The sequence below is a fragment of the Streptomyces sp. NPDC002499 genome (genome assembly GCF_053595415.1).
The window spans coordinates 308413-330035 of sequence record NZ_JBSFXO010000012.1 but is presented as its reverse complement, the minus strand read 5'-3'; the positions used below and the strand labels follow the sequence as shown (position 1 = coordinate 330035).

The window sequence follows — 21623 nt, the reverse complement described above, 5'->3', positions numbered from 1 at the left end:
TGCGGAAGCTCGTCAGAATCTCCAAGGAGCTCAACCTGCAGAGAAAGCTCACAAGTTGGCCGACAGAGGGCAGGGAGCAGGGAAGTCGACAGGTCCTAGGCCGGCTCCGCGGTGCGGATGTTGTCGAGGTTGTCCTCGACCCAATAGCGCAGCCCGGCCAGCGGCTCCGCGACGCTGCAGCGGAGTTCGGTCAGCGCGTACTCGACATGCAGCGGCACCGCCGGGTAGACGGTGCGGTCGACGAACCTCATCTCCTCCAGACGACGCAAGGTGTTGGTCAGCACCTTGGGGCTGATCCCCTCCAGTCATCGCTGCAGCGCCCCGAAACGCTTCGGGCCTTCCTCCATCGCGCCGATGGCGAGAGCAGACCACTTGTTCGCCAACAGGTCGAGCACGTCACGGCACGGCACTGGGCCGCGTACACGTCGTGGTGATGGTGCCCGTTCGTCGCACAGCTCATGACCATGGCCGATCCAACCTCACCGCTTAACTTTCCGATAGAAAGTTACTTCTCTTAGAGGTTGCTACCACCCCTCGGCTAGTTTCCAGTGCGTGATCAACAGCCCTATTTCCGCTGCCAGGAGTTGCTATGGCCCACACCGTCACCGTTCCACTGACCGTCGGCAACATCGCGCTGTCGTTCCATTGCGCGGTCGCCCAGTCACCGGGCACGTCCTGGAGGCCCACGGCCACCAGGTGACCGGCGTCGAGGCTCCGCACGAGGAGATGTTCGGTCGGCAGGCGGCGGGACGGACCGACCTTCTCGTCTCCGCGTGGCTGCCGGCCAGCCACGCTACCCATCTGGACGCCTACCGTGAACACGTGCGGGTCCTCAGCCCGGACTACGAGCCGTACTGCATCTGGGCCGTGCCGCCCTACGTGCCCGCCGATCCGGTCAGCGAAGTCGCCGACCTGACACGTCCCGAGGTGGCCGAACGGATAGCGCGAACCATTCAAGGCATCAACCCGGGAGCCGGCATCAGCCGCTTCTCGGCCCGCATGGTCGGGACCTACGGACTCGACCGCCTCGGGTACGCCTTCGCCCCAGGTACCGAGTAGAGCTTCATCCGGCATGTGGAGCGGAGCCTCGCGGCGCGGGAGTGGTTCGTCATTCCCCAGTGGCGACCCCAGTACCTCAACCGTCGCCACGGACTGCGTGCGCTGGCGGACCCGAAGGCGCTTTCGGGCGGGGTGGATGTGGCGAACACGGTGATCCGGCGCGCCGCGCTGTCCCGCATCGATCCGGACGCCGTCGGGCAGCTGGACGCCATACACCTCGGCAATGAAGGTGTCGAGTAGATGGACGAGCTCATCAACGCACAAGGGCTGAATCGAGTTGCGCGCCAGATCGGAGAAGTAGAGGTTGCCCTTGCGGTCCATGGCCGTGTCGCCGGTCGGCGGCAGATCCGCCCAGGGTCGCACCTGGGCGCCAGGCGGGCCGGACTCAGCCCGGGGTCGTCCAGGGCCCGAGTGGGCACTTGTGACCACGGCCCCGGCAGCGGGCCGTAGTAGAGCCACCGCCGGTCCGGCGACAGTTCGAGCGGGTCGGTGTTGACTTTCAGGTGCTTGCCGTCGCTGCTCACCACGGTGCCGTCGACCACGATCGGCCGCTTCGCAGGGGCCGTGGTCGACGGGTGGTCCTCCAGCACCCGCCGGGCCGTGCCCGTGCGCAGGTCCAGCACGATCAATCCGGGGCGCCCCGCGTCGGTCAGATAGGCGGTGCGGCCGTTGAACCGGACATCGTCGACATAGCTGCTCGGCAGGACCGCGTCGTCCAAGGGGTACACCCTGCTGACGCGGTCGCTTGGCACTGCCGGGCAGCGGGTCCCCGCCGAAGGCGGGCGCGCCGGTGCCAACCACCCACAGGCCGCCTCGACCGTCCAGATGGATCGCGTTGACGTTGACGAAAGCGGTGTCCACCGCGTCCCCCAGACAGCAAGTGCTCTAGACGGGGTCCGGGTACGGCACGACTCCGCCGTCGGCGGTGACCAGACCCAGTGCCGGCCCGGCGGACCCTGCCCAGCGCGGACCCGCCACAAAGATCCGGCCCCGGTCGACCGCTACAGCGTTCCAGACCATGCCCTCGCTCCGCGCGACCGGCTGCAGCGGCCCGCTTCTGGCTTCGGCCGGGGCAGTCAGTGCGACGGAACCGGCGGAGAGTGCGGCGGCGGCCAACGCACCGAATGTGCACCTGGAGATCGACATGGCAAGAACGTATCCGGCAGGCGCTAGTTACCCGCAAGGGAAACTACTTTCCTTAAGGAAACCCGGTTGCCGGAATTCGGGCCCTGCCACCCGAGAGGTCCGTTTCTCATATTTGATCACAGCACGACACGGAACAGGTTCGCGGACGGGTCGACCACGGCGTCGAGGCGGAGGCCCACACGCAGGACGGGATGCTGCGAGCGCTTCCAGGTGGCCTCGAACGTCTGGAAGCCCGGCCCACTGACCCGCAGGACGACCACGGCACCGCCGTCGTCCCCGATGTCCCATTCGGTCAGCTCGGTGATCTCCGCCGTCGCCGGAACCCCGAAGGCGTCGAGCCGCCGGTTGTGCCTCCGTTCGGCAGCGACGGTGAGCCCAAGCACGAAGCCCAGGGGGACGAGGACCACCGTGCACACCATGCCGGTGATCACCAGGCCCTGGCCGGCGAAGACACCGAGGTCCATCAGGACCGGCCCCAGCAGCCCGAGCGCCACGAGAAAGAGGTACATCCAGGCAGCCGCCCAGGGACCGACCTTCGACACCTGTGTCGGCGCGGGACCGTTCTCCCCGTCGGTCACGTCAGAGCCGCCGTCTCTCGGCCGACGGCGCTGGCGTCACGGCGTTGTTCCGTCTCCCGCGTAGAGGTAAGCGCCGGGGTTGGCGGGGTCCGCGATCAGAAGGATCTGGTCACCGGCGCGGGGGATGCGCAGTTTCGAGACGAGGGTCTGGAGCCTGATCGGGTCGGCGGTGACCCCGGTCAGCTGGAGGACCAGGTCGACGACCGGGTCGAAGTTGACCATCTTGCCGGTGTCGCTGATCGACACGACTACGGCGGGTACCGTCGGCGCGCCCATGGCGAGCAACTGCTGCGCGGTGGCACCGGAGTGGTACGCGCCGAGCGACTGCTGGAGCTTGGCGTAGTCCTCACTGGCGAGCGTCGCGCGCGTCATACGGCCGTAGAAACCCTTGCCGCTCGCCATCTGCTCCGCGATCTTGGCGGCCTTCTCCTCGCGGCTCTTGCCCTTGCCGAAGATTCCCATGCTGTGCCTGCCCTTCCGGTCCGTTCTGCCTGGTGATGTGGACACTAGGAGGCGGGCAGCGCCTACCGATCCCAGGTTCGACCACCAGTTCCCCCAGGACGTACGCTCTGATCATGTCGTCCCCGAGCCGGCCGTCGACCGGCGAGCGCCGTCCGCGCGCCATGGTCATCGACAGGGCCTGGCGCGGCCTCGGGCCGGGTCCCGAGGCGCTGAGCGGGCCCGGTGGCGCGCCGCTGACCCGGACGGTCAAGCTGATCGTGCTGCCGCTGATCGTCCGGCCCGCGCTGCGGCCGGAGCTCGCCGCCGACTTCCTCGACGCGCGGGAGGCGGAGCGACTCGACGCGCTGATACGGGAGTCCGGTGCGGTTCTGGAGGCGACGGCACGGTGGTTCACGCTGCTGAAGAAGACCCGCCGGGCCCTGGGGATCGTGGCGGGCAACCCCCAGGACCTGTACTTCCAGCGGTGCTTCGAGCTGGCGACCGAGCACGGGGCGCCGGGGCCCGGCGCGGACGCGGTGGCGAGGGCGGTACTCGAAGACGTCGTGGACGCTTCCGGCGGACGGACCGTGGAGGCGCTGAGGGAGCATCTGGCGGACGCCGCCCGGCGCACCCGGCTCGACGCCGAGCTGGCGACGGCGTGGGACGGACGCGAAGCAGTATCGGACTCCTTCGATACGGGCCTGGCGGCCGAGGTTCTCGAAGCCTGCGGTGCGGCGGGGACGGCGGGAGCTGATGCGCCCGCCTTCGCCGCCATGGTCCGGGCCGGGCACGGAAGCCTGGTCGGGCGGGCCCTGTGGGCGGCGCACCCGGCCGACGTCTGGGACCGCGCCGACGTACCCCCGCACCTCGGACTGACCGCGCACCGCGTGCCCCCGCGCCCCGAGGTCGGCCGGAGCGCCTCGACCGCCACACTCCCCGCGCCGTTCGACCGCACGCTCTTCGAACGGCTCTTCACCGTGCTCCAGGCATCGGCCCACCGCGAGCAACTGCCGACCGTGCCCGAACTCGTTCGGCGAGAAGCCGGCCGCAGCTGCGCCCCGCTCGGCCTGTACGACGAGAGCCTGCGCGTCACCGTCGTACTCGGCGGCCGACTCGCGGTGGGCCTCGATCCGCTGGGCACCGGGACCTCCGTGGCGGGGTCGACGGCGGCACACCGCATCGTCAACAGCCGTTGGCAACGGGAGGCTTCGGTCCTCCGGGCCCGCAGGATGACCGTCTCTCCTCGCCCCGACCCGGACGGCGGTGTGCTGAACGCCCTCGCCCAGGACCTGCGCACCCCGTGGACCGCGTACATGCGGCGCCTCTGGGTACGGCTGCACGGGCGCGACGTCCGCGACGCGGCACTGCCCGACGCGGCATCAGCCTGGGGTGTGCTCGACGGGGTCGCCCGCTCGGTGATGATGGACCACCGCGCACGAGTCCGTACGGCACTGCGCACCCTGTCGGCGACCTCCGCGAACGCCGCACACTCCGCCGAGCCGAGGAGCGCATGATGCCTGAACGGCGCAGTGCCATCACGCGGGCCGAGGACGGCGTCATACGGATCGACGGCCCGGCCGCCGGGCCCGCCTTCACCCGGGCCGTTCTCGATGTCGCGGGCGCCGTCCTGACCTGGCCCGTCCTCGACCCGACAGGCCTGCCGACAGCGGAGATCCACGACGTGGGGCAGGCCCAGCAGTGGCTGTGGGCGGTCTACGGCGAGGGTACGGCCGCCGCTGTCGACGCCTTCGCGTCGGGGGCCCCGGCCGCCGAGCCGACGCTGCCCGAGCAGCCCACCGCCCTCGCCGAGGCTGCCGCCCGCCTCGCCCTCGGGCACTGGGCGGCCCGCTGGTGGCCGACGTCGCACCTGGAGGGGATTCCCGCGCTCGAACCGGACGTACTGGGCCTCGAGTTGGCCGCACTGACCCACGAGTGCCAGCAACTCTTCGATGCACCAGGCGAGTTGGAGGGTGCCGAACTGCTGGAGGAGCACCTGGCCGCGCTCGACCCATTGATCCGTTGGCGACGGTCGGCGACCCCGCCTCGCCAACTGGACCGTGTCCTAGGGCTGATCGACGACGCAGCCGACAACGCCGGGCTGGACGGGGAGGCGCTACGGCACCTCCGGTCGGCCCTGGAACAGGACCACAGGCCGGCCGCCACAACCGCCACGACGCTCGACCTCGCCGAACTCTTCGTACCGCAGCAGGAGTTCGCCCTCGCGGCAGGCAGTCTCCACACCGCGACCGGCCGCGTGGTCGCCCGGGGCTCGGGGACAAACGATTGGTGCCGCTATCCGCCCGGCTTCGTCGACGCCGCCGAGAACGCCGTGTCCTGGACGGCGTACGCGCTCGGCGCCGAGCGGCGGATCGAGGTCGAGGTCGTCGCCGACAGCGCGGCTCCCATGGGCGGGGTGCACCTCGCGGCGGAGGTCCGCGTGGACGACAGCCCCCCGAACCGCGTGCTGCTGGCCAGACAGGAGGACACGTGGGCTGGCCGGGCTGACCTGGACATCCCGGCCTCGACGACACCGGGCATCGAAGTCGGCATCCTGCTGCCGGGGTTCGACCCGGGACCGGGCGCCGCCGATGATCGTGCGGCACGTGAGGCGGTACGAGCCCTGGCCCGGCACCGGCTCGGCCTCGCGGCGGCACCGCACGACGGCGAGGCCGCACACCCGGACCACCCCTTCCTCGCGGAGATCGTGGCCGCCACTGCCATGGAGGAGGACTTCTAGCCCATGCCGGAAGAGCCAGAAGACCATCAAGACCCTCAAGGCCCGCAAGCCCCTCAAGGCCCGCAAGACGCGGCGGAACACGAAGAGCAGGCAGCGACGCTCAGCTACGGCGAGCCCTTCGACAGCGGCTTCGCGCTCGCCGAGCGCCATCAACTCGCCCCGGATCTCCCGGCCGCGCTGGCCGTCTACGGGGACCTCCTCGCCGTGGCCGAGTCGTTCGAGGACTCGCCCGACGTACAGCTCCTGCGCGGGCATCTGTTGTCCGACATCGGGACGGTTCAGCTCGCGGCCACGGATCTGCCCGGGGCGGGCCTGTCCATCGGGCAGTCCCTCGATCTGGTGCGGGGCATCGCGTCCGTGCCGATGGGACCGAACGGCCGCCGGCTGTGGCTGGAAGTCCTGCTGAAGACACTCCTGGCCAGAGTCGAACTGCTGCGCAGGACCGGGCAGTTCGACGAGGCGCAGGAAGCGATGGACGAGGCGACGGCCCTGTTGTCGGAGTTCGACGACCCCGAGGGGCTGCGTACCGCCGAGATCGGCCTGGGCCGGGTGCATCTGCTGATCGACCGCAGTGCGTGGGGCGCGGCCGAGGAACTGGCCTCCGCGCTGCTGGCCGACGCGCCGTCGGCCGAGCCGTATCTGCTGGACTGTCTGGGGGTCGTCTGCGCCTCGACGGTTCGGTTCGAGCAAGCGGAGGACTACTTCGCCCGCGCGGAGGAGGCCTATCTGGCGCTGGGTCACCACGCGGGGCGCCAACAGGTGCTCTCCCACCGGGCGTACGCGGCGCTGCGGGCCGGGGACCTCGACCGCGCGGAGGAGTTGTACGCGGCGGCCGCCGAGATCTTCGAACGGCAGGGCCAGGCCGAGGACTTGGCGGTCTGCGAACAGGCCCGTGCCGCCATCGCCGCACACCGCGGGGACGCGGCCGACGCCGCCGCTCTGACGGCGTCCAGCCTGGCCCGCTTCCAGCAGGTCGGTGCCTCGATCGCCGCCGCCGACACCATGCTGCTGGGCGCCCGGCACGCGTACGAGCGGGGCGACATCGACGAGATGAAGCGGCTGGCGCAGGGCGCGCGGGACGTGTATCAGGAGCGCGGGGTGTACGAGCGGTGCGCCCAGGTGGACCTGATGCTCGCGCGCACCCTTGAGGACAACCTGAACCGGACCGACCACGGCGTCCACGAACGCACCTCGCTCGCCAACGCGCTCTCCCTCGCCCTGCCCGCCGCCCTGACGCTGGAAGCGGCCCGCTACGACTTCGCCACCGCCCACGCCCGCAGCCAGTGGCTCCAACTGGCCGACGAAGCCATGCAGTTGGTCTTCCGACTGGCCCTCCGCAGCAACGACCAAGGGCTGATCTTCGAGCTGGTGGAACATCGGTGCGCGGGCGCCTCCCTGGCACTGAGCCGTACGTCCACCACCGGCAAGGCGACGGCGGTCTTCCCGGACGCAGCCATGAAAACGGACGCCGCCATGAAGACGTACGCCCCCGATGACGGCGCTCCGCTGACGCTGGGCGGCATCGCCGCCGACGCCGCCGCCTCCGTCGGTCTGCGGGTCGCACCGCCGCCGAAGATCGTGATGTCGGCGGAGGCGGGCGGCCGTACCGCGCTCCAGGAGTACGTCCAGGCAGCCGAGTTCCGCTATCACCGGCGGATCGTGAGCGAGGAAGAGGTGCCGTTCTGTCCGCCGACGATCTGACCGACCCGAACCGTCCGGTGGTCCAGGTCCGCCTCGCCGATGCCGGTGATCTGCACATGACCTGGACGTGGACCCGCGGGGCGCAGGGCTTCGGCACCGGGTACGCCCCGGGGGCGGACGTGGACGAGGCGATCCGCGCGCTGGCCGCCGAACTGCCGGGCGGCGGCACGGAGGGCATGCGGCGCGTGTTCGCGTCCGGCGCGCTGGCCACGTACGAAGGGGAGCTCCGCCTCGCCCGCATGCTGGCCGAGGTGCTGTGGCCGCCGGGCCTGACCGACCAGATCCGCCAGGTGTCGGCCCAGCTGGGCCGTCCGCTGATGCGGCTCCAGCCGTCGCCCCGGGTCGCCCAGGTCCCGTGGGAGCTGCTGGCCGTGGACGGTGACGACAGCGAGGTACGGCTGATCGACCTCGTGGACATCGCCACCACGGCACCGGCATCGCTACGACGGACGGGCACCACCCCGACCGATCAGGACCCTGCCTCGGACTCGGACGCCGTGGTTCTCGTCCTGGACCCCCGTGTCCCCGGCTTCCGCGCCGACTCCCCGCTCGGCTCGGTCCTGGGGCAGCCCGGCTCGGACCCGGCGCTGCTGTCCCTGGTGCGGCGGAGGCTCGACGCGAGCACCGTCGTACCGTCCGTCGCCACCCCCGCCGAGGCCTTCCGTCGCACCGACCTCGACCGTGACTGGCTGGGCGAGGCACTGCGCAAGGGTGCCCGTCGCCTGATGTACGTCGGTCACGTCAGCGGCGCCCCGGTCGAGGGCGGGCAGAGCGAGGACGTCACCCTTCACCTGTGCTGCGGCCCTGAGACCACGGGGATGGCCGAACCGGTGCGCACCCACCGCCCGTTGTCCGCCAAGGACCTTCTCCTGGGCACGCTCCCGCTGCGCGCGGACGGTGTGCCGGGCGCTCACCTCTGGCCCGCACCGCCGCGCGTCGCGCTGATCGCCTGCGAGAGCGGCGGCGATCTGCGCTTCGCGGAGTCCTTCGGCCTGGCGACAGCGATGATCCACAACGGCGCCCACCTGGTCACCGCCACCCGCTGGGTGCTCCCCACCAGCTTCGCCTTCCACCGCCTGGCCGGTCTGCCGGAGTCCGTACGGCCGCTCACGGAGGCCGTGGTCGCCGTGGACGCGGCCCACGAGGACCACGACCCGGTCCGCCATCTCGGCGCCTGGCAACGACAGTTGCTCGACCAGTGGCGCGCCGACGGCCGGATCGAGCACTCGCCCCTCCTCTGGGCGGCCCTGACCTGCATCGTCAGGTGAGGGGCCAGGGGTGGTGGAGGCAGTACGCGCCCAACCCGATCGCGGCGGTCCCGGTGACCAGCAGGGCGGCGATGAACTTGATGTTCGACGCGCGCTCATGGCGTTCGTGGTCGGGGTCGGCGGTGAGGAGGGACGGGTCGGCGGGCGCGTAACGGAGGGGGATGTCACGGCCGAGGGACCTGGCGATGTTCCGGATGCCCTGCGTGCACAGTGCGGTGACCTCGACGCCCTCGTGGGTGGTGAAGGCGACGACGGAGGCGTGGCTGACGCTCTCGCCGCCTTCGCCGTCGGAGTAAAGATCCCTGGTGACGGCGACCACGCGGCCCTGGACGGTGACGCCGGCGGCCAGTTGGGCGGCACGGGCGCGGGCGTACTCGCCGTCCCGGCTCAACGCGGCGACGAGCAACAGCAGTCCACCGACGCAGATCAGCCCCCACTGCCAGCCCCACGCGAAGAACGACTGGACGACCAGCCCCAACACCAGCAGGATCACCATGCAGTTCGGCCCGCCGGTCCCGGAGGTCCGCCCCTCGCTGTCCAGCATGAGGTAGAACCGCTCCGGCCGCCGCCGCGGAAACCGGACCGGGAACTCCTGCCCAACCCAGGCCACCAGCACCCGGTCGCCCCGTTTGTTCTCGTGCCGCAGCCTGAACTCCCGCCCGGTGCCCGGGTCCTGGTACTCGATCGTCACCGGTATCCCGTCGTGCCCCGGCTCACCGTGTCCCGGCGCGTGCACCTCCACGACCCGAGCCGTCACCCACACCGCCCGCTGCGGCCGGGTCAGCCCGGCCAGCGAACACGCGTAACCGGCCAACGCCAGCCCTGCGGGCACCGTCCACCACAGCCCGAGCATCGTCTGCAGGTCCATACGGCGAGGCTCTCGCCGCCGGGACTCCTACCGATCCCAGGTTCGAGCCAGGCCGACCATCCCTTTTGATCCGGTCGACCGAACCGAGGCAACAGCGCAGCACAGCACCGTCCGCGCTGGACCCGGGGCATGCGAATCGGCGCATCAATCGCAAACGTCCATGTCTTCCTGACCTGAGATCAGTGGCTTGCGTCGACCCCCTACCGTCCGCATTGACGGATGAGGGGGACCTGCGGCCAGGACAACCGTCCACGCGACCCACCTCCGACCCGCGGGGGTTCCCATGCGTGTCCGTGCGTTCGCCGTCGTCGCATGGCTCGGGGGCAAGGGCCATCACGCGGGCGCCGAAGAGACGATCAAGATCCGGACCATCCCGGGCCGACGTCTGCCGCCCACCTCCCGTGTCCCGCATCGCCGCTGGTCAGAGACATACTGACGGCCACTGAGCTGCTCGATGATGATGTGGTGTGCAGCCGGCTGACCAAAACGGCGCAGGGGAAGAGGATTTGGGCGACGTTCTGTGCGAGGACCGCGGCCACACCGCTGACTCTCACGGAGCCCTGCACACACTGTTGGCCCCGGAAACATTTCTGTCTCCGGGGCTTGAGGTGACAGATATCAGCGGTGATTGATCCACTCCCAGGCCAGCCCGACGATCGCCTTGCCTGCGGTGGTACCAATGACGTGCGCCATTCCATTGACTCCGGCAAGCATTGCCCCATATGCAAGTCGGCGCGCGAACCGCCCGCAGTGGATGAGATAGAAGCGATCTCCCTCGCGAACCCGCGCTTGACTTTCAGGGTGATCTGTTGTCTGAGTGGCTTGGTGGGACGACAGTTGCACGATCAGACTCCCTTCCTTCCAGGTTGCAGAAGTGCAGCGTTCGCCCGGAAATCCTGTGGGAGATTGGTGTTCACTTTCGAGCAGATATGGGCCTGTGCGGCGAAATTGCTCAACTGCCCTGATGGACGGCTCCGTCGCGTACTGAGAACCTGTACGCAAGCGAACGAAACCGATACGTCGGGAGAACTCCGTTGGGGCGGATAGATCCTTCCCGGATCCGCACACGAGACGACCTCCGCGCACAACTGGTGGCCGTTTTCCACGCAGGGGGATGGAGCGTGCACCGTCTGGCTGGGGCGGCAGATCTAAGTCCAGCCACTGTGCAGGGAATCCTGAGTGGTTCCACAGGCCTGCCTCGTACCGAAACCCTGCGGGCGTTCGTGCAAGCATGTACGCAAGATCCAAAGCCTTGGATCCAGGCTCGCGGGCGCGTAGCCCAGGCCGCGAAGGGCGCTGCGGACGGTAGGCAGCATGGCGAGGAAACCCCGACGCATCAACTGACGCTCTCTCCCCAAGCCTGGCTTCCTGTTGCTGAGGCCGACCCGATAGCACTCGGTGTGCACCGACCGAGGTCGGCCTGGGGCATGGACAGCCTGCCCCCCTATGTTGCACGCGATATCGATGACGTGCTGAGCCGCGTCCTGGCGGAGGCCGGCGAGAACGGTGGCATGGTTTTGCTGACAGGTGATTCAACGGCCGGCAAGACGCGAACTGCCTACGAGGCGATGCGGCGTGTTCTGCCCAGTCATCTCCTGTGGGCGCCACCTCGTGGGGCCGATCTGCGGGAACTTCCTGCGATTGTCGGGGGCCGGCAGGGAAACGGACTCCTGCTGTGGCTGGATGACCTAGAGGGGTACATGCACTCCCACGGGCTGGAACCCAACCTTCTGGCTCGGTTGTCGGCAGCCCGCGTCGTCGTGCTGGCGACACTTCGCGAGAGCCTCTACGACCTGTATCGACCGGGCAGTGAACGTGCGGCCATCAGGGAGAGGGACTTTCAGGCACAGCTGGTCACACAAGTCGGCTCCCGCGTATTGAATATGGCCATGCAGGTGGCGATCGAGCGCACTTGGAGTGCTGATGAACTCCGTCGCACGGCCCACGCGTCGGACGCGCGGCTTCAGGATGCACTAGTGAATCACGGCCCTTTCGGCGTCGCCGAATACCTTGCGGCCGGCCCACTCCTCTGGCAGGAATGGCGTGGGGCATTGCGCGTCGGCGGACGGCCCCGCGGCCATGCGCTTGTTGCTGCGGCCATCGACCTGGCCCGAGCCGGGATGATTGGACCCTTACCGCATTGGGTCGTTATCGAGGCTCATTACAGCTACCTTCAGATCGCCGCTCATCTCCGGCCGGAAGAGGAGACACTGGACCAGGCCGCGCAATGGGCAACGGTCGTCCGACTCGGGTCCACAAGTCTCCTCGTTCCCAACGCAGCAGCGGGAACCTGGAAGGTCTTCGACTACCTCGTCGATGAAGCAGAGAGGAAGCAAGATTTCCCTGCAGTACCCGAGCTGGTGTGGGAGATCGCAGAGCGCGAAGCCACAGGATCCCAACGTCGAGGAGTGGCATTCTCCGCTCACTATGCCGGCCGAAAACGGACTGCCGAGAGGCTTTTTCGGTCGATGTGGAAAAACGGCGAGGAAAGCGGTCGCACCCTGGGGGTGATTCTCGCCCAGCAGAACAGGTACGCGGAGGCAGAACCGCTCCTGCGCACAGCCGTGGAGGAAGGTGACATCATCGCCCCAGGCGCTTACGGTCTCCTGCTGACCCAGCTCGGCCGTATTGACGAGGCGGAACCTCTACTGCGCTGGGAAATAGAGAATGGACTGGCCGACAAAGGAAATGTATCGCTGCTACTCGGCGACATTCTGGGCCAACAAGGGCGTGCTTCGGAGGCAGAGGAGCACTTTCGGATAGCTGCTGCAGAGGGTTCTCCTTACGCGCCGCGTGCTTTGGGCAGTTGCCTTCTCGCGCTGGACAGGTGCGATGAGGCCGAACCGTGGCTACGAAAGGCTGCGAAGGCAGGCGACGGAGGCGGGGCGTCGAGGCTCGCGCTCGCCCTCATTCGCCTGGGCCGTTCGAACGAAGCCGAAGAGTGGCTTCAGGTAGCTCTCGACGCCGGCGTCACCGCAAACTTCGTCGATGTCGGCCAGTCGCTCGACGAGCAGGGGCACCCTGAGTTGGCAGAGAAGTGGCTGCGCGTTGCTGCGTACGCTGGTGTTGACGCTGCCGTTGCCTTGGCCATGCTCCTTGTGGGCCAAGGCCGTTTCCAGGAGGCCGAACCTTGGGCACGCAAAGCTGCTGCCAGTGGTGACGTAGAAGCGGTCGCCACCCTGGGAGCCGTCTTGACCGGTCAACTACGCCTACGGGAGGCCGAACCCCTGTTGCGTCACGCAGCGGATGCCAACAACACCAAGGGGACTATGTTCCTGAGCTTTTTGCGGGACGAGGCTGAGCCGACGCTGCGGCTCCTGGCTGAGCAAAGCGACGAGTGGGCAGGGGAACTAGGGCTGTTCCTCGTCTCCCAGCACCAGTTCGAAGAGGCGGAGCCATGGCTCCGCCGAGCCGCTGAGGCAGACGTTCCCTCAGACGACGGAACCCTTGCAGGCATTCTCGGAGAAGTCCTGCAATGCCTCGGCCGGGTCGATGAAGCTGCCTCCTGGCTGCGGGCCGCCGTGGACCGAGGTTATATGAAGGCGGCCCTCCACTTGGGCTCCATGCTCCTTCAGCAAGGGCAGGACGGGGCAGAGCACTGGCTACGGCGAGCTGCGGAGGCCGGCGACATGGAAGCCGCATGCGAACTGGGGTTTCACTGTTTCCTGGCTGATGATCGCCTCGACGAAGCGGAACGGTGGCTACGTGTGGCCTCAGCTCATGTCCCGCAAGCAAGGACATGGCTCGGCGTAGTGCTGATCGGACTGGGCCCTGAACATGCCTCTGAGGGTGCGGAGTTGCTGCGCCGGGCCGCAGAATCCGGCACCGATCCCGCTACCTTCCTTTACGGAGACTATCTGCGCGCGGTGGGACGCCCAGAGGATGCGGAGCCCTGGTTGAGGCTGGCAGCTGACGCGGGGAATAGCGCCGCGGCAGACCAACTGTGCGTCGTCCTTCAACAGCTCGGCAGGCACCAGGTCTTGGAGGGAACACAGAGCTCGGCGTCCGAGCCCGAGCTGCCCTCCGTGTGAAGTCGCACCCTGCGGTGCTGCAATCCTCGCCGCGCTGCACTCCAACCGACGCCGAGCTGCGCGTCAGCCCTTGGAGCGAGATCACGGGAGGGATGGCGTGGCGCTCATGGCCGCAAAGGTACGGGGCGATTCCTGCACCTACGGTGCGGACGGATTCTCGGATCTGCAGGCCACCGCCCGGACGCGACCCGGCTCGACCTCGCGCACCGCAGGCTGGCGCGAGCCAGCGGGGAGAACTACATGGGCCATGTCGCACTGGAGGACTCACACGCCAACACGGCGGTCCGCGTGCCGAGATCCGGACCAGACGCGGACCAACCCGGTTTCACAGCAGAGGATTCCGTCATCTGCCGCAGGTCAGGGGTGGATGAGGCTGTGTACCACCAGCAGACGGAGAACCTCCTGGTGTCGTCCTCGCCGAAGAAGCTCGGCTTCCTCTAGACCCGGGAGATCCAGGACGGGTCACGGCCGAGCAGGGCGAGCAGGCGGTCGCTCTCCTCGGTGTCGTCCGGGACGGGAAGCCGGCGGCGGAACGCGGCTCCGGCGCCGCGGCCCTCGTCCGGGACCAGGGCGGCGATGTCCAGCGCGGCGGCATTGAGTTCGGCGGCGGGCTCCCACGGGACGCCGATCGTCACCGCGATGTCCCAGGCATGCACCACGTAGTCGAGCAGGTGGAAGCCGAGCGCCAGTCGCCCGGGGACGGCGAAGCCCTCGCCCACCTCCGGGAGCGCAAACCGCCGCTCCAGCACGTCGAGTTCGGCGAACGCCGCCGTGACCTCCTGCACCGAGGCCTCGTACGCTCCCGCCGGGTCGTCGCCGAGGTCGCCGTCGCGCCAGACGGCCCACGGCTCCCCCGCGCCGCGCGCGGAGGCGGCGAAGCCCTCGTTCTGGCAGACCAGATGGCGCAGCAGTCCGTACAGGGTCCAGTCCGGGCACGGCGTCGCCAGCCTCAGTTGATCGGTCTTCACCTGGGAGACCAACTCCCCGGTCAGTGACAGTGCTTGGCGGTCCAGTCGTCGTATGTCCATGGCCGGAGCGTAAAATCGCCAGAGGCCCAGCCCCAGAGCCAATAAGGCACCAACTGATTGGGCCAATCGACGGCCGGTGGTCGACAACGGCCCAACCCCGGGAGCGGACACCCGAGATGGACGTGCACGTCAGGCTCGACGGGCAGCGCGATCTGTCCGGTCAGATCTACCGCCAACTGCGCGCCGCGATCCACGACGGACTGCTGCGGCCCGGTGAACCGCTGCCTCCGACCCGGGAGTTGAGCCGTCGCCTTGCGGTGGCCCGCAACACCGTCGGCGTCGCCTACGAACGACTCGTCGCCGAGGGCTACGCGGACAGCAGGGTCGGCTCCGGGACCTATGTGCGGTCGGCCGGGCTGCCAACGGGCGCGCCTGAGACGGCCGTTGAACCCATCGGCCCGGGACTGCGTCCGCGCGCCCTGTGGTCGGGCCTGTCCCCGTGGTCGATCCCGCCGACCACCGGACCGACCCCGGCGAGCCACGACTTCCGGGTCGGCCTGCCCGACGCCCGGCTCTTCCCGTACGACGCCTGGCGGCCCCTGATCGCGCGGGAACTGCGCCTCTCGGCGTCCGGGTCGGCCGGGTACGGCGATCCGGCGGGCCACGCCGGATTGCGGGCCGCACTCGCCCGGCACATCGGACTCTCCCGTGGCGTACGGGCCGACCCCGACGGTGTGTTGGTGACCACCGGCACTCAGCAGGCCCTGGATCTCATCGGGCGGGTGCTGCTCGAACCGGGCGACCGGGTGGCCGTGGAAGAACCCGGCTATCCACCGGCCCGGCTGCCGTTCCTGGCGCAGGGTGCCCAGGTCACGGACGTACCGGTGGACGACGAAGGTCTCGTGGTGGACGCCCTGCCGGCGGACACCCGTGCCGTGTACGTCACCCCCGCCCACCAGTTCCCGCTCGGCATGCCGATGTCCCTGCGGCGCCGAACCGCGTTGCTGGGGTGGGCTCGACGGCACGGCGCGGCGGTGATCGAGGACGACTACGACAGCGAGTTCCGGTTCGGCGGCCGGCCGGTCGAGACGCTGCACAGTCTGGACCGGGACGGTCATGTCATCTACGTGGGGTCGTTCTCCAAGGTGATGCTGCCGTCCCTGCGCGTCGGCTTCCTGGTCGCGCCCGCCCCGCTGCGCACGGCACTGCGCACCGCCAAGTACACCGCCGACTGGCACACGACGGTTCCCACGCAGGCGGCGCTCGCCCGCTTCATCGACGACGGGCGGCTGGCCCGGCACGTGCGCCGGATGCAGCACGTCTACGCGACCCGGCACCAGGTCGTCACTCGCGCGCTCACGGGGGACCACGGGGACCTGGTCGAGCTGGTGCCGTCCGCCGCGGGCCTGCACGTGACCGCCTTCACCCGGGGCCGACTCGCCGACCCCGACGCCCTGTTGGCCCAGGTTCGCCACGCCCGCGCGTCCGGTGTGGCGGTCCACACGCTGGCGGAGGTCGCCGCGCACCGCTCCGCGCGACCGGGCCTCGTCCTCGGCTACGGCGCGATCGGCGCGCCGGACATCGAGGCGGGCCTGCTCCGGGTGCTGGGCCGCCCGCGTCAGGACCGCTGAACGAGCAGGAGGCACCCGGCACTTGGGGCCGTGAGATCACCGGAATCCGGTGAGGACCGCTCACCTCTCCCGCGGCGACCCTGGCAAGCGGCCGGAGCGCGACGCCGGCAAGGAGGCGGGCTCATGAGCGAACGTGTGGCGGTGGTGGTCGGCGCGGGCGGAGGCCTGGGCCCGGCCACGGCGGTGGTACTCGCGGACACCGCGATCGTGCCGGCGTACGGCGCGTAGTGCGGACCGGTCCGACGCCACACCCGCCCCGCACCCCATCCCAGCCCCCACCCCCATTCACGTCCACACCCACATCCAGATCACGTAGGGCACGACTGCCCGAAGGGGATCACCATGTCTTCGACGAACCGCCGTTCCTTCCTCGCCCGCAGCGCGGCGCTGGCGACCGTGCCCACGGTCGCCGTGCTGGCCGACGGCGCGCTCGCCGGTCAGGCGTCCGCCGCCGGGCAGACAGCCACGTTGCCCGACTACGCGCCGATACCGCCGTCCGCGCTCGGGCCCGCCGTCAACGCGCAGGGCTACTACGTCGGTCGGATCGAGAAGAACCTGTACTGGGTCACCGACGGCACCTACCAGGCGGCGTTCCTGACGACCCGTGAGGGTGTCGTGCTGTTCGACGCGCCGCCGTCCATCGGGCACAACCTCCAGCGCGCCATCGACGAGATCGCCTCAGCCAACGGCGTCTCCAACAGAGTGACCCACCTGGTCTACTCCCACCACCACGCCGACCACCTCGGCGCCTCGTCGCTGTTCGGCCGGCACGTGGTGCGGATCGGCCACTCCGAGGCCAAGAAGCTCCTGGCCCGCGACAACGACCCGACCCGGCCGGTGCCCGACATCACCTTCGACAAGCGGTTCACGCTGCGCGTCGGCGGCGAGCGCGTCGAACTCGCCTGGCACGGCACCAACCACACCCCCGACAACGTCTACATCCACCTGCCGAACCACAACACCCTGATGCTCGTCGACGTCCTGCTGCCCGGCTGGGTCCCCTTCGACAGCTTCAACCTCAACGAGGACGTCCCCGGCTCCATCGCCGCCCCCGCCAAGGCCCTGAGCTACCCGTGGAAGCACTTCATCGGCGGCCACATCGGCAGGCTGGGCTCCCGCCAGGACATGGTCGTGTACCAGCAGTACGTGGACGACATCGTCGAGAACGTCAAGAAGGCGCTCGTGACGGTCGACCCCACGCCGTACTTCGTGAAGTACGGCAACAACGTGTGGGGCGCGGTCAAGGAGTACCAGGCCGCCCAGGTCGCCTACGCGGCCGGGCCGGTCATCAAGAAGTACACCGGCGTCCTCGCCGCGGCAGATGTGTACACGGCCAGTACGACGTTCATCATCCTCGAATCCCTCCGCCTCGACCTCGGTCTCGACTCGCAGGTCCATGCCTGATCGGTCCATGCCTGATCGGTCCATGCCTGATCGGTCCATGCCTGATCGAAGGAGTTCGCGACGCGCATCCTGACATCAACTCGCGGGTCCAGTGCGGTCGTTCACCTCAACCCGTCCGCCCCACCACGAGTTGGTAGAAGATCGGCTCGCCGGTCGTCGTCACCCGGTGCTGGAAGCGGGTTCGTTCCAGCACCGTGAGACCGCCGTCGGCCACCAGGCGCTCGACGGCGGCACCGAACCCGTCCGGATCGGACTCGTCCATCCACCGCTCGTCGATCGTGAAGGCCACGGGAGCGCCGGGCGGCAGGAGTTCGAGTGCGTTGTCGAGTGCCTGAGGTGTGGCGTGCGTGCCGCCGAACGCCCCCGCCGACACCAACCCGCCGAGCGCGTACGGGCGTAGCGCCGCGCGGAGTGCGTCGGGGTGCAGGAAGTCGCCGACCAGGTAGTCGGCGTAGACGCCCGGCCGGTCGCGCAGACACGCCTCGCGTGCCGCGGGCAGTGCGTCCACTCCGACGACCCGGGCCACGCCACCGCGGCGCACGAGTTCGCCGACCAGGCCCGTGCCGGAGCCGACGTCGAGGACCGTCGTCGAGCCCGGATCCAGCCCGAGGCGCTCGGCCGCGCGCAGGAAGCCCTCGGCCGCGACCTGCGGCGACGTGCACCGCAGGCGTTCCTGGACGACATGCTCGTACAGGCCCGGCACGGCGTAGATCCGCGTGTACTCGTGCAGGTGCACCGTCTCGTGCTCGCTCAGCACGATGTACTCGCCGTCGGTCTCCGGCGGGCCGAGGAGGCGGACACCCGCGAACGTATCTGTCATGTCCGCGAGACTATGCGGAACGCCCGCGTCGAAGGCACGTAGTCCGTGCCTGCTCCTCCGACGGCCTCGGTCGCCGCCGGGATGCGGTGATTCGGCTCGGCTACGCTGACCGCGTGGCTCATGGACATGGCTCGAAGCCCCACCTGCCGGCCGCAGCGGGTTCGGGCCGCGCACCAGGCCCGGGTCCGGGCCGGGGCAGACCCGGTCTCATCGACCGCCGCGAGCTGGTCGCCGCCCTGGACCGCGCGGCCGAGAAGCCGGTGACGATGATCTCCGCGCCGGCCGGCAGCGGAAAGACCTCACTCTTGCGCGCCTGGGCCGCCGACCGGCCGGGACAGGACCGCCGTATCGCGTTCGTGTCGGTACGGCCGAGCCAGCAGGACGCTCAACTGTTCTGGCTCGCCCTGCTGGACGCGGTCCGCGTCGCGGCCGGCGCCGAGGGAACCGCTGAACCGCCGCCCGTGGCCCCCGGATTCAACGGCGCCACCCTGCTGGACAAGGTGCTGTCCGAGCTCACGGCGTCCGGCGGCACCTTCTTCCTCGCCGTCGACGACCTGCACGAACTCGACTCCGTAGAGGCCACCGAGCAGTTCTCGGACCTGCTGACGCATCTCCCCGAGGGCGCGCACGTGATCGTGGCCACCCGGCACGACCTGCCGTTGCGGCTGCACAAGCTGCGGCTGAACGGGGAACTGGCCGAGATCCGCGCCGCCGAGCTGCGCTTCACCGCGGCCGAGACCCGTGAACTCCTCGCCGCTTCCGGAGTCGCGCTGTCCGACGACGTGGCCGGCGTGCTGCATCTGCGTGCCGAGGGCTGGGCGGCCGGACTGCGGCTCGCGGTGCTCTCCCTGACCGGGCACCCGGATCCCGAACGCTTCGTCGCCGAGTTCTCCGGCAGTCACCGTACGGTCGCCGAGTATCTGCTGGCCGAGATGCTGGAGCGGCAACCCGCCCATGTGCAAAGGCTGTTGCTCCGCACCTCCCTGACCGACCGGATCAACGGCGAGCTGGCCGATCTGCTCACGGGGGCGGCCGGTTCGGAACGCATCCTGTTGGATCTGGAGGACGCCAACGCGTTCGTCGTGTCCCTGGATCCTGGCCGCACGTGGTTCCGCTACCACCGCCTGTTCGCGGACCTGCTCCGGCTGGAACTGCGCCGCACCCTCCCGGAGGCCATCCCGGAACTGCACCGGCTGGCCGCGCGCTGGTTCGCCGAACACGCCCAGGCCGCCGATGCCGTACGACATCTGCAGGCCGCCGGCGACTGGGCCGAGGCGGCCCACCTGCTCACCGATCACACCGTCAGCCTCACGCTCGACGGACAGGCCGGAACCGTGGTCGCGCTGCTGCGCGCCTTCCGGTCCGGCGCCTACGAGGACTCCCCGGAGCTGGCGCTGGTGCACGCCAACGCCGACCTCCACCGGCACCGACTCGCCGAAGCCCAGGCGCACTTGGAGATCGCCAGGTCGTACGCCGCTACGACACCGCCCGACCGCCGGCCCCGGCTGCGGACGGCGATCGCGTCCCTGGAGCTGCTGCTGGCCCGGCTGCGCGGGCACTTCGACGCCGTGTTCGAGCAGGCCGACGCGCTGCCCTCCCCCGCGGCCGGCCAGTCACACACCGAGGTCGCGCTCGCCGGTGACCTGCGGGCCCTCGCGCTGCTGAATCTGGGGGTCACCGAGGCCTGGTCGCTGCGGCTCGACGACAGCGAGCGGCACCTTCTGGAGGGCGCCGCGCTCGCCCGCGACATCGGCCGCCCCTATCTGGAGGTGGCCTGCCGTGCCCACTTGGGATTCGTCTCCGGCAACCGTTCCTTCGCGCTGGTCCGGCAGCGCTGCGAGGAGGCCATCGCGCTGGCCGCGCGGTACGGCTGGGACGCCGAGCCGGTGATCGCCCCCGCGCAGGCGTCCCTCGCCGGGGCGTTGATCTGCACGGGCGAGTTCGACGAAGGGGAACGGTGGCTGGAGCGCGCACGGCGCGTCACCCGGTCCGAGGGCGAACCCGGAGTCCGGCTGCTGGTGCGGCTGATCTCCGCGATGCTTCCGGCGGCGCGCGGCCAACACCGGGAGGCGCTGGCCGAGTTGACCGCCGCCGAGCAGGTGCAGGCGCACATGGTGGGCCGGCACGGGCTGTCGTCCCGGGTGACCGCCTGGACGATCGCCACGCAGGCCCGCCTCGGGATGGTCGACCAGGCGCGGAGGCTCCTCGCCGGTCTCGACGACCGGCAGGCCGCGGCCGGCGAGATCCGCACCGCGGCCGCGGTGATCCGCCTCGCCGAGAAGGACCCCGTCGCCGCCCGCCACGAACTGCGGTCCGTCCTCGACGGCACCGCCCCCGTCAACTCCTTCCTCACCCCGATCGAGGCCCAACTCCTGGACGCGCTCGCCTGCCGCGACCTGGGCGACGATCACGCGGCGAGGGCGGCCGTCGAACAGGCCCTGCACCTCGCCGAGCCGGACCGGACGATCCTGCCCTTCGCGACGACCGGCGCGTGGGAACTGCTCGACGCCGTACAGCACAGGACTTCGCATGCCGCGCTGGTCTCCGACATCCTCGACGCCGTCCACGGCGACGCGCCGACGGGACGGGACCGACCGGCCGCGGAACCGGCCGAGGAACTCAGCCCGAGCGAGCTGCGCGTCCTGCGCTACCTGCCGACCAATCTCACCCGGCCCGAGATCGCCGCCGAGCTGTCGGTCTCGCCCAACACCGTCAACACCCACATCCGCCGGATCTACGCCAAGCTCGGCGCCGGCGACCGGTCCTCGGCGGTGCAGCGCGGCCGGGAGCTGCGACTGCTGTCGAACGGCCGCGGCTGAGCCTCGTACAGGTCACGTTGGAGGTCACCCCTGGGGTACCGCACGTCTTCCAGGCCTACGGTCCGCTCCTCGACGAAGCGATCGCCGCGCTGGACAGCGCCGGACGGTTCCTGACGGCGCGGCTCACCGGTACGAACGCGTGACGTGACCGG

General features: G+C 69.8%; 16 protein-coding genes and 1 pseudogene. 10 read left to right on the top strand and 7 right to left on the bottom strand.

From position 1 onward, the window contains the following. Positions 1-95: 95 nt before the first annotated feature. Complete coding sequence (locus ACWD5F_RS32965) at positions 96-284, bottom strand: winged helix-turn-helix transcriptional regulator (protein ID WP_451259998.1); 189 nt, start codon at positions 282-284, stop codon at positions 96-98. Positions 285-552: 268 nt separating this feature from the next. Here ACWD5F_RS32965 and ACWD5F_RS32960 point away from each other — a divergent pair. After that, positions 553-1299 (top strand): annotated as a pseudogene (locus ACWD5F_RS32960) (glycine betaine ABC transporter substrate-binding protein). Between the two features lie 645 nt (positions 1300-1944). On the opposite strand, the gene ACWD5F_RS32955 reads toward ACWD5F_RS32960, so the two are convergent. The 3 genes from ACWD5F_RS32955 to ACWD5F_RS32945 all read right to left on the bottom strand — a co-directional run bounded on the left by ACWD5F_RS32955 (position 1945) and on the right by ACWD5F_RS32945 (position 3245). After that, the gene (locus ACWD5F_RS32955; RefSeq protein WP_451259996.1) at positions 1945-2205 is read right to left on the bottom strand and encodes a hypothetical protein; all 261 of its coding nucleotides are present in this window, start codon (positions 2203-2205) and stop codon (positions 1945-1947) included. A gap of 116 nt (positions 2206-2321) precedes the next feature. Beyond that, positions 2322-2783, bottom strand: a complete 462-nt coding sequence (locus ACWD5F_RS32950; protein WP_451259994.1) for a hypothetical protein — start codon at positions 2781-2783, stop codon at positions 2322-2324. Positions 2784-2819: 36 nt separating this feature from the next. Beyond that, the gene (locus ACWD5F_RS32945; RefSeq protein ID WP_451259992.1) at positions 2820-3245 is read right to left on the bottom strand and encodes a hypothetical protein; all 426 of its coding nucleotides are present in this window, start codon (positions 3243-3245) and stop codon (positions 2820-2822) included. Positions 3246-3358: 113 nt separating this feature from the next. On the opposite strand from ACWD5F_RS32945, the gene ACWD5F_RS32940 reads away from it, so the two are divergent. From ACWD5F_RS32940 to ACWD5F_RS32925, 4 genes are read left to right on the top strand one after another with little or no spacing between them, the layout of a single operon-like run. After that, a complete protein-coding gene (locus ACWD5F_RS32940; protein WP_451259991.1) occupies positions 3359-4738 on the top strand; it encodes a hypothetical protein in 1380 nt (459 codons plus the stop codon). Beyond that, on the top strand, positions 4738-5961 hold the full coding sequence (locus tag ACWD5F_RS32935) for a hypothetical protein (protein WP_451259989.1): 1224 nt from the start codon (positions 4738-4740) through the stop codon (positions 5959-5961). Before ACWD5F_RS32940 ends, ACWD5F_RS32935 begins: the two co-directional genes overlap by 1 nt. Positions 5962-5964: 3 nt before the next feature. Then, positions 5965-7662, top strand: coding sequence for a hypothetical protein (locus tag ACWD5F_RS32930; protein WP_451259987.1), 1698 nt, complete (start codon positions 5965-5967; stop codon positions 7660-7662). Positions 7663-7718: 56 nt separating this feature from the next. Further along, positions 7719-8930 (top strand): CHAT domain-containing protein, encoded by a 1212-nt coding sequence (locus tag ACWD5F_RS32925; RefSeq protein ID WP_451259985.1) that lies wholly within the window; start codon positions 7719-7721, stop codon positions 8928-8930. Here the strand turns inward: ACWD5F_RS32925 and ACWD5F_RS32920 are convergent. Then, positions 8923-9798 carry a DUF3592 domain-containing protein gene (locus tag ACWD5F_RS32920; protein ID WP_451259983.1) on the bottom strand — a complete coding sequence of 292 codons (876 nt, stop codon included), beginning with the start codon at positions 9796-9798 and terminating at the stop codon, positions 8923-8925. The two genes, ACWD5F_RS32925 and ACWD5F_RS32920, sit on opposite strands and share 8 nt — an antisense overlap. Positions 9799-11225: 1427 nt before the next feature. On the opposite strand from ACWD5F_RS32920, the gene ACWD5F_RS32915 reads away from it, so the two are divergent. Further along, positions 11226-13829: a tetratricopeptide repeat protein gene (locus tag ACWD5F_RS32915; protein WP_451259981.1), complete on the top strand. Its 2604-nt coding sequence runs from the start codon at positions 11226-11228 to the stop codon at positions 13827-13829. Between the two features lie 437 nt (positions 13830-14266). On the opposite strand, the gene ACWD5F_RS32910 is transcribed toward ACWD5F_RS32915, so the two are convergent. Continuing rightward, positions 14267-14857, bottom strand: coding sequence for a TIGR03086 family metal-binding protein (locus tag ACWD5F_RS32910; protein WP_451259979.1), 591 nt, complete (start codon positions 14855-14857; stop codon positions 14267-14269). Between the two features lie 116 nt (positions 14858-14973). Here ACWD5F_RS32910 and pdxR point away from each other — a divergent pair, with 116 nt between their 5' ends. Together pdxR and ACWD5F_RS32900 are read left to right on the top strand one after the other, a co-directional pair. Beyond that, entirely contained in the window at positions 14974-16428 is a 1455-nt protein-coding gene (gene pdxR / locus ACWD5F_RS32905) for a MocR-like pyridoxine biosynthesis transcription factor PdxR (RefSeq protein ID WP_451259977.1), read from the top strand. Between the two features lie 342 nt (positions 16429-16770). Beyond that, on the top strand, positions 16771-17832 hold the full coding sequence (locus ACWD5F_RS32900) for an MBL fold metallo-hydrolase (RefSeq protein ID WP_451259975.1): 1062 nt from the start codon (positions 16771-16773) through the stop codon (positions 17830-17832). Between the two features lie 106 nt (positions 17833-17938). Here the strand turns inward: ACWD5F_RS32900 and ACWD5F_RS32895 are convergent, their stop codons facing one another. Next, entirely contained in the window at positions 17939-18652 is a 714-nt protein-coding gene (locus ACWD5F_RS32895) for a class I SAM-dependent DNA methyltransferase (RefSeq protein WP_451259973.1), read from the bottom strand. Positions 18653-18765: 113 nt separating this feature from the next. On the opposite strand from ACWD5F_RS32895, the gene ACWD5F_RS32890 reads away from it, so the two are divergent. Beyond that, on the top strand, positions 18766-21471 hold the full coding sequence (locus tag ACWD5F_RS32890; RefSeq protein WP_451259971.1) for a LuxR C-terminal-related transcriptional regulator: 2706 nt from the start codon (positions 18766-18768) through the stop codon (positions 21469-21471). Between the two features lie 17 nt (positions 21472-21488). Next, positions 21489-21614: a hypothetical protein gene (locus tag ACWD5F_RS32885; RefSeq protein WP_451259969.1), complete on the top strand. Its 126-nt coding sequence runs from the start codon at positions 21489-21491 to the stop codon at positions 21612-21614. The last annotated feature ends 9 nt before the right edge of the window (positions 21615-21623 follow it).

Bases quoted from the DNA above. Each gene is read 5' to 3' on its own strand.
- ACWD5F_RS32955 (WP_451259996.1), bottom strand. From the start codon at position 2,205: ATGTCGATCTCCAGGTGCACATTCGGTGCGTTGGCCGCCGCCGCACTC.
- ACWD5F_RS32945 (WP_451259992.1), bottom strand. From the start codon at position 3,245: ATGGGAATCTTCGGCAAGGGCAAGAGCCGCGAGGAGAAGGCCGCCAAG.
- ACWD5F_RS32940 (WP_451259991.1), top strand. From the start codon at position 3,359: ATGTCGTCCCCGAGCCGGCCGTCGACCGGCGAGCGCCGTCCGCGCGCC.
- ACWD5F_RS32935 (WP_451259989.1), top strand. From the start codon at position 4,738: ATGCCTGAACGGCGCAGTGCCATCACGCGGGCCGAGGACGGCGTCATA.
- ACWD5F_RS32930 (WP_451259987.1), top strand. From the start codon at position 5,965: ATGCCGGAAGAGCCAGAAGACCATCAAGACCCTCAAGGCCCGCAAGCC.
- ACWD5F_RS32925 (WP_451259985.1), top strand. From the start codon at position 7,719: ATGACCTGGACGTGGACCCGCGGGGCGCAGGGCTTCGGCACCGGGTAC.
- ACWD5F_RS32920 (WP_451259983.1), bottom strand. From the start codon at position 9,798: ATGGACCTGCAGACGATGCTCGGGCTGTGGTGGACGGTGCCCGCAGGG.
- ACWD5F_RS32915 (WP_451259981.1), top strand. From the start codon at position 11,226: ATGGACAGCCTGCCCCCCTATGTTGCACGCGATATCGATGACGTGCTG.
- ACWD5F_RS32910 (WP_451259979.1), bottom strand. From the start codon at position 14,857: ATGGACATACGACGACTGGACCGCCAAGCACTGTCACTGACCGGGGAG.
- pdxR (WP_451259977.1), top strand. From the start codon at position 14,974: ATGGACGTGCACGTCAGGCTCGACGGGCAGCGCGATCTGTCCGGTCAG.
- ACWD5F_RS32900 (WP_451259975.1), top strand. From the start codon at position 16,771: ATGTCTTCGACGAACCGCCGTTCCTTCCTCGCCCGCAGCGCGGCGCTG.
- ACWD5F_RS32895 (WP_451259973.1), bottom strand. From the start codon at position 18,652: ATGACAGATACGTTCGCGGGTGTCCGCCTCCTCGGCCCGCCGGAGACC.